This is a genomic window from Corynebacterium sp. TAE3-ERU30, assembly GCF_019209925.1.
In the GTDB taxonomy this organism is placed as follows: Bacteria; Actinomycetota; Actinomycetes; order Mycobacteriales; family Mycobacteriaceae; genus Corynebacterium; species Corynebacterium megadyptis.
The window spans coordinates 52,465-65,875 of sequence record NZ_JAHUTO010000005.1 but is presented as its reverse complement, the minus strand read 5'-3'; the positions used below and the strand labels follow the sequence as shown (position 1 = coordinate 65,875).

The 13,411-nt window shown below is 65.5% G+C and carries 8 protein-coding genes; 7 read left to right on the top strand and 1 reads right to left on the bottom strand.

The features are described from left to right. Nucleotides 1–52: 52 nt before the first annotated feature. The 6 genes from KR227_RS10035 to KR227_RS10010 all read left to right on the top strand — a co-directional run bounded on the left by KR227_RS10035 (nt 53) and on the right by KR227_RS10010 (nt 11,833). Entirely contained in the window at nt 53–952 is a 900-nt protein-coding gene (locus tag KR227_RS10035) for a TIGR02569 family protein (protein ID WP_218365206.1), read from the top strand. A 95-nt stretch (nt 953–1,047) separates the two neighbouring features. After that, nucleotides 1,048–4,224, top strand: a complete 3,177-nt coding sequence (locus KR227_RS10030; protein WP_218365205.1) for an ATP-dependent DNA helicase — start codon at nt 1,048–1,050, stop codon at nt 4,222–4,224. Further along, nucleotides 4,217–7,675, top strand: a complete 3,459-nt coding sequence (locus KR227_RS10025; RefSeq protein ID WP_218365204.1) for a UvrD-helicase domain-containing protein — start codon at nt 4,217–4,219, stop codon at nt 7,673–7,675. The genes KR227_RS10030 and KR227_RS10025 overlap by 8 nt, the downstream gene beginning before the upstream one ends. 73 nt (nt 7,676–7,748) lie before the next feature. Beyond that, a complete protein-coding gene (locus KR227_RS10020; protein WP_151529602.1) occupies nt 7,749–8,870 on the top strand; it encodes a TrkA family potassium uptake protein in 1,122 nt (373 codons plus the stop codon). A 3-nt stretch (nt 8,871–8,873) separates the two neighbouring features. After that, the gene (locus KR227_RS10015) at nt 8,874–9,704 is read left to right on the top strand and encodes an NAD(+) diphosphatase (protein ID WP_370625224.1); all 831 of its coding nucleotides are present in this window, start codon (nt 8,874–8,876) and stop codon (nt 9,702–9,704) included. Between the two features lie 20 nt (nt 9,705–9,724). Further along, entirely contained in the window at nt 9,725–11,833 is a 2,109-nt protein-coding gene (locus tag KR227_RS10010) for an ATP-dependent DNA helicase UvrD2 (protein ID WP_218365203.1), read from the top strand. On the opposite strand, the gene KR227_RS10005 is transcribed toward KR227_RS10010, so the two are convergent. Then, the gene (locus KR227_RS10005; protein WP_218365202.1) at nt 11,830–12,747 is read right to left on the bottom strand and encodes a TOMM precursor leader peptide-binding protein; all 918 of its coding nucleotides are present in this window, start codon (nt 12,745–12,747) and stop codon (nt 11,830–11,832) included. The two genes, KR227_RS10010 and KR227_RS10005, sit on opposite strands and share 4 nt — an antisense overlap. A gap of 118 nt (nt 12,748–12,865) precedes the next feature. Here KR227_RS10005 and KR227_RS10000 point away from each other — a divergent pair, with 118 nt between their 5' ends. Beyond that, nucleotides 12,866–13,405, top strand: a complete 540-nt coding sequence (locus KR227_RS10000) for a SprT-like domain-containing protein (protein WP_370625223.1) — start codon at nt 12,866–12,868, stop codon at nt 13,403–13,405. Nucleotides 13,406–13,411: the final 6 nt, after the last annotated feature.

The following is a 13,411-nucleotide window of genomic DNA, read 5'->3' as shown; positions in this document are numbered from 1 at the left end:
TGGCCGTGGTGTGCGCGCCGGGCGGGTGGGGTGCAACGCTAATCTAGGGGCTATGACTGACACCACCGACTCGACACCCGTGGGCTCGGTACCGGGGCACGTTTTTGAGGCTTTCCGAGTGCCCACCCATCACATCGCCGCCGCAGAGCGACTCGGCGCGGCGTGGGATAACGGCATCAAATGCGGAAACGTGGTGATTTCCCGCGCCCCCTCGGCGTCTTTTGCCGCATGGTCGGCCAAGCTGCGCGATAGCCTCAACCCCCGTGGTGTGCGCCTGGTGCGGCCGGTGCGCTCCACCGATGGGCGCGTGGTGATCTCGGGATTCCGGGCGAACGCCTATGTGGTGGGCGAACCAGCGCAGCGCGTCGATGAAACCGTGGGCGCGGCCCTGCTCCTCGCCGATGCTCTCGCCGAGGTGCCGGTGCCCCAGTGGGTGGGCCGCGATATGCAGCAGGTCGACGATGAAGCGAGCATCTTTCAGCTGGCTGATCGTGCCGCGTGGGCAGAACAGCCGGCCGAGCTATTGGCCCGCGCTTTTGAGGGCGATCGCCCCGCCAGCGGCCACGAGGTGGAGGCGCTGAGCGCCGCCGCGGAGCTGCATCGGCGGGTGCCCGAGATTCCCCTCGAGGTGCAGCTGGGCCACGCGGACATGCTGGGTACCACCATCTTCTCCGGGAGCCAGGCGCCGATCGTGACCGAGATCGTGCCCGTGGCGCATCCGCATGCGTATACCGCGGCGCTGACGATGGTCGATGGCATCATCGCCGATGCCGTCGATATCGGGGTGCTGGATCGTTTCTCGCATCTGCGTTATCTCGACGCCCTGGCCGCCCGCGGGGTGCTCTATCGCCTCTATGTGCACGCGCTGCACCCAGCGAGCCGCCCCGCACACAGCCGCCGCATTGTGGCGTTGGCCCGCGAACTTGGCGAGCGTCTCGACGCCGACTCCTAGCCCAAATTTCCCACCCGCATTCTTCGAATGTGTGTTCTTAGTTGTTGAGGGGCAATTCGCTGTGAGTGTCCACTACCTCTGCAAGAATGATGGGCATGAATAGCACCCCGCAGATGGCCCCACCGCCGAACCCTACGGTGACAGTCACCTACCCCGGTCCGCGAGATACCCCTCGCAGGACGTGGTCTGCGGCCGTGCACGAGCTGGTGCACGCTGAGCTGACAGGCACCGTGAAGCTCATCGGCGCCGCCAACACGGGTGTGAGTTCCGCTCTGAGCGATACGGTGGTGGGTTTGATCAATGCGGGGGTGGATCCGGCGGAGATTGCGCTGATCACCACCGCCAAGGAGACGGCAAGTTATCACCGCAGCGAGCTCTCTTCTCTGTTGGGCGGACGCGCTGAGGGCTTTGCCTCCGCCGGAACGCTCGTGCGCTCTATTCACTCCCTGGCTTTCGCCATTGTCCGGGCCGCGCGCCAGCGCGATATCGGCACCTCGCCCCGCATGATTACCGGCGCCGAGCAGGATGCCGTGATCCGCGAGCTTCTCGACGGCCACCGCGAGCGCGGCGGCGCCTATTGGCCGGAGGAGCAGCACGAGGCACTCGAGCTCGTCGGATTCGCCCGCGGCCTGCGTGACTTCCTGCTGCGTGCCCAAGAGCGCGGTTTAGGTGCCGCGGACCTCGAGCAGCTCGGCGAGGACTGGGACCGCCCCCTCTGGACTGCTGCGGGGCAGTTTTTGCGGGAGTATCACCACACCATGGCACTGTCTGGCCAGGACTCGCTCAACGCCTCCGAGCTGCTGGCCGAGGCTCACCGCCTCATCGCTGATGATGAGCAGCTCGCCCAACAGGTGGCCCGCTCAGCGCGGTATCTGCTGGTTGATGACGCACAGAATCTCGATCCCAAGGCAGCTGGGTTGATCGAGGCGCTCACCCCGCACACCACGCTCATGGTGCTCGGCGGCAACCCCGAGCACTCCGTATTCCACTTCCGTGGCGCGGATCCCGACTTCTTCCTCGACTACCACGCCGAGCACACCATCGAGCTGACAGAGCCTCAGGTGCAGGCGCGCTCGCAGTATGTGGTGGCCGCCGATGCCCGCAGCCACCACGACTTCATCGCGGACCGAGTACGCCGCGCTGGGCTGCTCGACTCGGTGGCGTGGCGCGATATCGCAGTGATCGTGCGCAGCTCTGGGGAGATCGGTAGCCTGCAGCGGGCGCTCTTGATCGCCGGTGTGCCCGTGCACGTGGACAACTCGGCGATGGTACTCAAGGAACAGCGGGTGGTATCGAGCCTGCTCATCGCCGCGCGGAGCCTGCTGAGCCGTATCAGCAGCACCGAGCTGAGCGAGCTCATTCTCGGCCCCGTCGGTGGCGCCGATCCGGTCACCTATCGCCGCCTGCTGCGCGGTGTGCGTGCCGCAGAAAAACGCCATGGCGGTAGCCGCCGGGCCATCGAGGTACTCGAGGATCTCCTGCTTCCCCAGGCACCGGGCTATACCGCCCCAGAAAACGCCGAGATTCGCGATAGCCTCACCGAGCGGGAAACCCAGATTTTGCAGCGCACCACCGAGGTGCTTGAGGCGGGGCGGGCGGCCTATGAACGCGGCGAGTCCGTTGAGGCGGTGCTATGGGCGTTGTGGGAGGCGACCGGCCTCGCCCAGCATCTGCAGGCGGTCTCGCTTCGCGGCGGAGCGTCCGGCTCCCAGGCGGATCAGGATCTCGACGCCGCCATGGCCTTATTTGATACCGCCGGCGACTACACCGAGCGTCGCCCCGGGGCCTCCTTTTCCAGCTTCATCTCCTATATCGACAGCCTCGATGTTCCTTCGCTCACCCGTGAGCGGCGCGGCGCCAAAACCGATGCCGTCACCATTCTTACCGCCCACTCGGTCGTGGGCATGCACTTTCGCCTCGTGATCGTTGCAGGAGTTAATGAAGGTGCATGGCCGCAGCTGGGAGAAACGGGCACCCTATTCGGCCAGGAAGAGTTAATCAATCACACAGACGAGGACATCGACCCTGGGGTGTATGTGACCCACACGGCCGAGCGGGAAGCAGAAGAACGCCGTCTGCTCAGCTTGGCCTGCTCCCGAGCGACCGAACAGCTCTACATCATGGCGATCGATGACACGGAGAGCGAAGATGGAACCACCGAGCCCTCCCGTTTCCTCGCTGCCACACCGGTGAGCATGCGGGTGTATAGCGCCGAGACTGCCGCCGGCACATCTGAGGAGGCCGGGGCGGTGCGCGCTATTCATCCGCGTATGCTGTCTACCTCGAGTGTGATCGCGGAACTGCGGCGCACCCTGGAAAATCCGCACGCTCCCGCAGCGGATCGCGAGCATGCCGCATATCATCTCGCACGGTTAGCGGAGGCCGGCGTGCTGGGGGCCAGCCCGCAGGAGTGGTGGGGCATGCGTGCGGCCTCTACTACTGAGCCTCTGGTGCGCGCCGGGGAGACCATCCGTTTATCCCCCTCCGCCATCGAAAAGAGCCTTGATTGCCCCCTCAACGGCACCGTGGCGAAGTTCGCTGACTCCGCCAGTGGCAGCCCCCAAATCACCGGCACGCTCGTGCACGCCTTTGCCGAAGCCATTGATAATGGCGCCGAGGAGAGCGTGGCGCGCGAGTTGGTGGAGCATGCCTTTGCTCAGCAGCTCGATGATGCAGCGTGGAGAGAGGATGCGGAGATCGCTCGGTTTAGCACCATGCTCGATAAAACAGTGTCGTGGATCCACTCTGCTAATGCCGCGACCACCTTGGTGGGTACCGAGCGGCAGGCGTGGGTGCGCGTCGGCCATCTCACAGAGGGCGAGCATGATGTGATGATCTCCGGCCGGCTGGATCGTATCGACCGCAGCGGCGATAGCCTGCGGGTGGTGGATTATAAGTCCTCCGCCCAGGCCATTGCCCAGAAAGAGGCCGCCGATCATGCGCAGCTCTCGGCCTACCAGGTGGCCGTGGCGCATGCCCGCCTCGATGCGGAAGGGAATCTCGCCACCCGCCGCCCCGAGGACCCTGAACTCGAGCGGGAAGGAGCCGTGCTGGTCTATCCCGGCACCAGCACGAAGAAGATCACCACCCGCGAGCAAGCACGGCTCGATGAAGAGCAACTCGCTGCTTTTGAGGACACGCTCATGGCGCTGGCGCGGGAGAAAGCACAGCCGCGGGTGCGGGCTCAACTCAATGAGAAACAGTGCACGTATTGCACGTTGAAGGCGGTATGCCCGGCACAGGATCAGGGAAGGAGCATCTTCAATGCCTAAGCAGAACAATCCGCGACTGTCTCCCCGTGAGCTCTCGGAGCGACTGCAGCAGCCCTATGCACCGACCGAGCAGCAGGCAGCGGTAATCGGCGCGGAACAAGGATCACTGCTGGTGGTGGCCGGTGCCGGCGCCGGTAAAACCGAAACCATGGCGGCGCGCGTGGTCTGGCTGGTGGCCAATGGGCTGGTGCGCCCCGATCAGGTTCTGGGACTCACCTTCACCCGCAAGGCCGCCGGCCAGCTGGAACAGCGCATCCGCCGGAACCTCGCCACGCTGAAAAACACCCTCGGGCTCGCCGTGGATGAGCAGGGCCGTGAGCTCAGTATCGAACCGAAGGTAGCCACCTACGATTCCTACTGTGGGGATCTTGTGGCCGAGTACGGCCTCTTGCTGCCCATCGAAACATCTGCGCGCCTGATCACCGAGACCGAGCTTTACCAGTACTGCTATGAGGTGGTGCGGGAGCACTCCACCGCGATCGCCAGCGATCCCAGCGTCAGCTCGGCTATCGACTCCACCCTGGCGTTGATGTCCGCACTCGACTCCCACCTCGTCGATCCCGCGGATCTGCAGGAGGCGCAGGACGACTATATTTCGCTCATCGACGGGCTCGAGATCAGCTCGCGGCAGAAAAAGACGTACAAGTCGGGGAATGTCGAAAACCTTGTCACGGCGATGACGAAGCGCCAGGACTATCTGCCGCTGGTGCAGGAACTGCGGCGGCGCATGAAGCGCGATAATGTGGCCACCTTCGCGCAGAAGCTTTCTGCGGCGGCCCGCATTGCCCAGAAATATCCCCAGGTGGGCTATCGCGAACGCCGGAAATTCCGGGTGATCATGCTCGATGAGTACCAGGACACCTCCAATGCCCAGCGGGTGCTGTTGTCCCATCTTTTTGGCAATACCGACCGCGCGCTGAGCATTACCGCTGTGGGCGATCCCATGCAGGCCATCTACGGCTGGCGTGGCGCCACCTCCACCAATCTGGACCAATTCGCCACAGACTTTCCCCGCATCGCCGAGGATGGCAGCACCTCGCCGGCGCCGAAGAGCCAGCTCACGACCTCCTGGCGCAACCCGAGTAGGGTGCTCGAGCTGGCCAATGCCGTCTCCGCCTCCGTTTTGGAGCGTGATGGGCAGCAGCGCAGCGTCGAAAAGCTCAGTTCCCGGCCACAGGCCGCGGCGGGCGATATCGCCCTCGGATGGTTTCGCACCTATGAGGAGGAAGTCGAGTATGTCGCTGGGCGTCTTGCCGAACGCTTCCAGGACAAGCAGGAGGCGGGAGAGCGCTTCACCGGCGCCGTTCTGGTGCGCAAGAACCACCACATTGCCGCGATGGCGGCAGCCCTGGCCCAGCGCGGTATCCCCTATGAGATCGTTGGCCTCGGCGGGCTGCTGGAGGTTCCGGAGGTAGCGGATGTGCTCGCCATCGCCACCATGCTCGTCTCCCCAGAGAATAATGAGGCCGCGGTTCGCGTGCTGTGTGGCCCGCTGGTGAATCTCGGGGTGCAGGATCTCAAGGCGCTCCACCGCCGCACCGAGAATATTGCCGGCCGGGTGAACTCCAGCGGCGAGCTAGAAGAGGATGAACGGCTCGACTCGCCCGATCCGCTGGAGCGACTCCGCGCCGCCATCGACCAAGCGCTCAGCGATGAACCCGATGCCCATGTGGGGCTTGTCGACGCCATCGCGGACCTCGGAGAACCGGAGCGCTATAGCGAGGAGGGCTATCAACGGCTCGCCGAGCTCGCCTCGAAGCTGCGCTATCTGCGCTCCTATTCGCTCTCCAAACCGCTGACGGACATTATCGCCGATATCGAGCGGGTATTTTCCATCCGTACCGAAGCGCTCGTGCGCCGCGATCCGAACAGCGATGGCAGCGCCGGGGTGGCGCATCTGAACCAGCTCGCCGAGAAGGTGGCCGAGTTTAGCCGCACGCCTGGGGCCTCCTTGCAGTCCATGCTGAGCTACTTTGAGCTGGCGAAAGAGCATGAGCGTGGGTTTGACCGCGCCGAGATCGCCGTCCACAGCGACCGCGTGCAGCTGCTCACCGTGCACAAAGCCAAGGGCTTGGAATGGGATACCGTCGCGGTGCTGCACTGCGATAACAGCACCTACAACGATGGGGAAACCAGGCAGAAAAGGTTTGATAACTGGCTCAACTCGGTCGGGGAGCTGCCCCCCGTGCTGCGCGGCGATGCCGTGATGACCGATATCGCCGGGGTGGAGAACCCCAATGGCGTGCCGGTGCTGGACCTCGAGGGAGTCACCACCCAGAACGAGGCGGACGCGGCGATCACCGAACACCGCGATGAATTATGGCGGGGCTATCTCGATGAGGTGGTGCGCCTGTTCTACGTGGCCATCACCCGCACCGAAAACACGCTGATCGTCAGCGGGGCGGCGCACGCCGATCCGGCAAGCAGGGAGACCACGCCCTTCGAGCACTTCACGGCGCTAAAAGAACTCGCCCCCGAGTCTGTGGTGCACTGGTACGACAGCGCTGAGAGCGAGGAGGCTGATCCTGCCGCCGCCACCGCCGAAGAGAGCACCACCCCAGCGGCCGAGGCGACGGATCTGCGCTTCCCGCGGCTGTGGAAGGAAGAAAAGGCCCAAGCGCTGGCGCTCAACCACGGCATCGCCAGCTATAGCGAGGACATTCTCGATGCGGCGGCCACGGCCGTGGAAGCAGCCCGCCACCGCCGCTGGGAGGATCTTCCCGCCAACTCCAGTGAGCTCAGCCAGTTGTGGCAGCAGGAGGTGGAGGCGCTCATCGCCGAACACGAGGCCGCCGCTCGGCCGGTGGTGGAGGTAGAGCTCAGCCATGAGCTCTCCACCTCTGATCTGGTGTCGCTGAAGTCCAGCCCCGAGGATTTCGCTCGCCGCCAGCACCGCCCGGTGCCCTTCAAACCCAATGCCTATGCCAAGCGGGGCACGGCGCTGCACCAGTGGATCGAGGATCGCTTCGGCGCCACCTCGCTGCTCGATGATGAGCAACTGCCCGGGGCAGGGGAGGAGATCGATCCCCAGGGCGTGGAGCTCGAGCAGTTGAAGGAGAAATTCCTCGCCAGCGAGTGGGCGGAGCGCACCCCCACCTATGTGGAATACCCCTTCGAGATCTCACTCGGCGGCAGCATGGTGCGCGGGCGCATCGACGCCATCTTCCACTTCGGTACGGACGAGGAGTCAGGCTGGTGTGTGGTGGACTGGAAGACAGGTCGCCCGCCCACAGGCGCGGACATGCAGGCAGCGCAGATCCAGCTGGCCGTGTACCGGCTGGCGTGGGCGCGGCTGCTGTCGCGGCGATATGGTCGAGAGATCGATCCGGACTCGGTGCGTGCAGCCTTCCACTACATCGCCTACGATCACACTCTCGAACCGAGTAAGCTACCCGATGAGAATGAGCTCGCCGCGCTGGTGCACACTGACGGTATCGGCACGACAGACTGAGCGTGTGCAGCCGGCGAGTGCCCACCACTGATGACCCCCGCAACCAAGCAGCAAGGATATAGCCGTGGCGAGAATGCGTAAAAGGTTCGGATCCCGAGCCCGCGCGAGGCAACCCGTGGTACGCCGCCCCACCGAGCTGGATGATCTGCCGGACTATGCACTGCTGAATATCATCCGCATCCCGGAGGACAGGCGCTCCTCGCCGTGGCTGCTCATTGCCCGCCGCGTGGTGTATGCCATCGTGCTCATCCTCACGGTGACGGTGATCGTGTACTTCGATAGCGGCGGCTATACCGAGCCGCTGTCCTTTCTCGATGCGCTGTACTACTCGGTGGTGTCGCTCTCTACCACCGGCTACGGTGATATCGCCCCGGTGACCGACCGGGCCCGCCTCCTCAACGTCATTGTGGTCACCCCGCTGCGTATCGCCTTCCTGATCCTCTTGGTGGGTACGACGCTGGCGGTGCTCACCGAGGAATCCCGCCGCACCCTACAAATCCAACGATGGAGGAAGCGCTTGCGCAATCACACAGTGGTCATCGGCTACGGCACCAAGGGACGCTCCGCAGTCACCGCGCTGCTGGCCGATGGTGTGCCGCCCGGACAGATCGTGGTGGTTGATACCAACCGCCAAGCACTCGAGCGCGCCTCGGGGCACAACCTCGTGACGGTCCAAGGCAATGCCACGAAATCCGATGTGCTCAAGCTGGCCGGAGTCTCCCGCGCCCGGGCCGTGGTGGTGGCACCCAATCAAGACGATGCCGCAGTGCTCATCACCCTCTCGGTGCGTGAAATCGCCCCCTCGGCGATGATCGTGGCGTCGGTACGCGAGTCCGAAAACCTGCACCTCGTGGAGCAATCCGGCGCCGACTCGGTGGTGATCTCCTCCGAGACCGCCGGCCGCATGCTGGGCTTGGCTACCGTCACCCCGCCCGTGGTGGAGATGATGGAAGATCTCCTCTCCCCGGGCGAAGGCTTTTCCATCGCCGAGCGCATGGTCAAAGAAGACGAGGTGGGCGCCAACCCCCGCCACCTGGCCGATATTGTGCTGGGCGTGGTGCGCTCCGGCAAGCTCTACCGCATCGACGCCCAAGAGGCGGAATCCGTCGAACCCGGCGACCGGCTGCTCTATGTGCGCCGCGTGCTCTCCGCCGATATCCCCGATACCGAGCCGCCGCGCGGAGAAAGCACCTAGCCCGTGCCGGATCAGTCTGCCGATCGCTACCTTCTCGTTGGCCCGCAGCACACCATCGCGGCACAGCTCGACGCGGCCGAGCTGCGCCGCTGCGGTATCAGTGCCGAGGCGATGCGACAGCGAGTGAGCGTCGATACGCACCGCCAGCTCTATGCCGTGCAGGCCGACGCCGCCGCCCTTGAGCGCGCCGCGGCAGCGGGAGCACGGCTGTGCGGCCCCAGTGATCCCGAGTTCTGGGAGGGCTCGATCGCCGGGGAAGGGGAGCTGCTGCGGGCTCTCGCCCTAGTGAAATCCAAGGCCAGCACTCATTTTCACCCCGCCGATGGCTCCGCCTTGGACTATGCCGCCGACTCCGCCCGGGCGCGGGGCAGTAGTGGCTGGGTGTTTCCGCGCATCGACCCTGCCGTGATCGGCGTGGTGGAGCTGCAGAACCAGCACCGCATCCTCGTCGGGCGCAATGCGCAGCGCTCGCAGTATTTTTCGCTCATCGCCGGCTATGTGGAACCGGGCGAGTCGATCGAGGCCGCCTTCGTTCGGGAGGTGCTGGAGGAAACCGGCCGGCGTCTCGACGAGGTGCGCTATGTGTCCAGCCAGCCCTGGCCGCTCTCGGGCTCGCTGATGCTGGGCATGTACGGCACCACCGCCGATGTGGAGGCCCACTGCGCCACCGATAATGAGCTGCGTGAGACCCGCTGGGTGAGCGCGAGCGATATTCGCGAGCAGCGCTTCCCGCAGCCGCGCGTGGGCTCGATTGCGCACAGCATGATGCATGCCTGGGCAGCAGGTAGGCTCTTCGAGGCGCTGCGCGCCTCAACAACCAGAACTCAACCCTAGGGAAGGTGCTTTTCGACGCCATGTTCAGCCTCGATGACCTCGACGAGGACCAGCGCCGCGCCGCCGCGGCGCCCCGCGGCCCCGTGTGCATTCTGGCCGGCGCGGGCACCGGCAAAACCCGCACCATCACCTATCGCATCGCCAATCTCGTGAACGAGGGCATGGTTTCGCCCAACCGGGTGCTGGCGGTCACCTTTACCACCCGTGCCGCGGCGGAGCTGCGGGAGCGGCTGCGCAGCATGGGGGTGGCGGCCGTGCAGGCCCGAACATTCCACTCCGCCGCCCGCCGCCAGCTGGCCTATTTTTGGCCCTCGATCGCCGGCGATCTGCCGTGGCGAATGCTGGACAATCAATTCGGCGCGGTGGCCCGGGCGGTGCGGGCGGTGGGCCTGGATACCTCCACGGAATCCATCCGCGATGTGCTGGGCGAGATCTCTTGGGCCAAAGCCAGCCTGCTCACCCCCGAGTCCTATCCCGCGGAGGTGGAAAAGACGCTGCGCACCGCCCCGGCGAATCCGGCGAAGATCGCCCAGGCCTATGAGCGCTATGAGCAGCTAAAAAACACCAAGGACGGGGTGCTGCTCGACTTCGATGACCTGCTCATCCACGTCGCTGGGGCGCTGGAGAACGCGCCCGCGGTGGCCGAGGAGTTCCGCGATCAGTACCGCACCTTCGTGGTTGATGAGTACCAGGATGTCACCCCGCTGCAGCAGCGGGTATTGGAGGCGTGGCTGGGGGATCGCAGCGATCTCACCGTGGTGGGCGATGCCAACCAGACCATCTATTCCTTCACCGGCGCCACCCCGCGCTACCTGCTGGATTTCCCGCGCCGCTATCCCCAGGCCACCACCGTGCGCCTGCAACGCGACTATCGCTCCACCCCAGAGATCACCTCCGTGGCCAATAGCGTGATCGCGCGCGCCAGCGGCCGCATCGCCGGCACCCGGCTGGAGCTGGAGGGGTTGCGCCCCTCGGGGCCCGCGCCGAGTTTTCAGTCCTACCCGGATGAATCCGCCGAGGCCCGTGGGGTGGTGGAAAAAATCCAGCAGCTGATGCAGGAGGGAGTACCGCCCTCGGAGATGGCTGTGCTCTTTCGTATTCGCGCCCAGTCGCCCATCTATGAGCAGGCGCTTGCCGACGCCGGCATCCCCTACCAAGTCCAGCAAGGCGAAGGCTTTTATGAGCGGCCGGAGGTGCGCCAAGCGATGGCGCTGCTGGTGCGCGCCGCGCAGAAGTTCAACCGCCAGATTCAGGTGGAGCGCACCGCTGGTGTGGCCGAGGAGGAGCTGCAGCGCATCGGGCCCAGCGGCGTGGAGCTCACAGGCTATGTGCGCGATCTGCTGGCCGATGTGGGCCTCAGCGAGAAGGAACCGGAGGGCGCGAAGCAGCGGGAGCGCTGGCAGTCGCTGAAGGCGCTGGCGGATGTGATCGAGGATCTCGCCTCCTCCCACCCCCACTGGGGATTGCAGGCCGTGATGGATCAGGTGCATCAGCGCGCCGCCGCGAAGCAGGATCCCACCGTGCAGGGCGTCACCCTCGCCACCGTGCATGCCGCCAAGGGCTTGGAATGGGATGCCGTGTTTGTGGTGGGGCTGGTGGAAAAAACCATTCCGATCAGCCACGCCATCAAGGCCGGCAACGAGGCCATTGAGGAGGAACGCCGCCTGTTTTATGTGGGCATTACCCGCGCCCGTGAGCATCTGAGCTGTTCTTGGGCCCTGGCCCGCAAAGAGGGCGGGCGTGCCTCGCGGAAGCGAAGTCGCTTTCTTGATGCGGTGGTGCCGGAGGTGGATCTGTCTTCTGTGCCGCCGCGCTCCAAGCGTTCCAAGCGCTGCCGCGTATGCGGCACCACGCTGCTCACCCCGCAGGACAAGGTGGCCGGCCGCCACGAGGACTGCCCCTCGGGGGCGGATGCGGCGATCTTTGAGCGGCTCAAGCAGTGGCGTCGCGCCGAGGCCGAGGAGCTCAACGCCCCCGCCTATATCGTGTTCACCGACGCCACCCTCACCGCGATCGCCGAGGAGATGCCCTCCACCAAAGCCGAGTTGCTGGATATCTCAGGGATCGGGCCGATGAAGGTGGAGCAATTCGGGGAGTCGCTCTTGCAGCTTCTCGACGAGCTGCGCTAGCCCTTACTTGCCGTTCGCGGCCGCGGCCGCCGCTGGGAGGCCTCGAAGCACACCGGGCAGATCGGATGGGCCGCCACCGTGTCTTCCTGCACGGCCGTGTGGGTGACCGTCCAGCGGGTGCCGGCGCGCACCAGCTCCGGCTGGCTGCCCTCGTGGATCGCCTGGACGAGGGCGGCGATGACGGCCGCGGTGGCGGTGGTGGTGATGGGGCTGGGCTGAAGTTTGTGCGGGACGCGCTGGGCCACGATATCGGACCATGCGGGATCGGCGTCGCTGCGATAGAGCTCCATGCATAAGGGGCACGGCCCGCGAGTGCCGCGGCGCATCGGGCCGATGCAATAGTGCCCGTCGATCACGTCCACCACAATCAGTGGCTGCTCCTCGGCGATGAGCTGGGTGAGCAGCGGGGCGAGGAAGCGGTGCTGGCTGATCTCATCAATCACCAGCACTGGGTGGGTGGGCAGCTGCGCAATATCGTGCACGAAGGGGGCCAGAAAATCTGGGTGCTGGGGTCGGTGCAGGCTCACGCCCGTGGCGTTGAGCACGCCCGCCACCTGGGTGGCGAGGGGAGAGCGCCCGATGAGGCTCGCGGTACGGCCGCTGTCGGGGCAGGCTTCGAGGATGCGGTGCTGGAGGAGATCGTCGATAAGCGAACGCGCCGCACTGCCGGCCATACCGGCCTCTTCGAGCCAGGTGCTGAGCTGGGTGCGTGGTGTTGCCCGATGGACGCGGCGGAAGCAGCGGGCAATGGCGGCGCCCATGACGGGGCTGAATTCGTCGATGACCACTGCGGTCTGCGGGTTTTGCCCGAATTGCAGTGCCCCGCAGGGGCGGATGAACACAGAAATGCCCTCGCGCAGGCGCACCGTGGCGCGTGGTGCCGCGGTGTCGTGATGCTCCGCTGGTGCTTGCATAAGACGTTCCCCCCGAAACCCCGTTCTGCACTGGCGGCGGCCGACGCCGCCGTGTCTGGGGATAGTTCTACTACACTCACCCGCCCCGCGCAGCCGAGCGGACTACACTGGCGTGCTTGTGAGTACAGAGCAGCCCGCAGTGACAGTCATTCGATCGGCGCGAAGAAAGAAAACCGCAGCCATCGAGGCCCGCGGCGATGGCTATGTGGTGCGCATTCCCGCCCGATTGACGGCGCGCCAAGAGCGCGAGATGGTGGCCTCGCTGCTGCGCCGAGTCGAAGCGAAGCGCTCCCGCGGCCAGCTCAAGGATGACACCGCCTTAGAGCGCCGCGCCGCGGAGCTCAACCAGCGCTATCTGGAGGGGCGGGCGCGGGTCAGTTCCATCCGCTGGGTGCATAATCAGCGCCGGCGCTGGGGATCCACCACCCCCGCCGATGGAACGATCCGGCTGAGCCACCGGCTGCAGCCACTGCCCAGCTATGTGGTGGATGCGGTGATCGTGCACGAAATGGTGCACACCTTCGTTCCCGGTGGCCACGGTCCCGAGTTTCGGCAGTGGGTAGAGCGCTACCCACACACGGCAAAAGCCGAGGGCTTTTTGGAAGCCCTCAGCTTTATGGACGAGCGCCCGCTCCGCGAGGAGGGGCCGGATACCTAGCGGAGG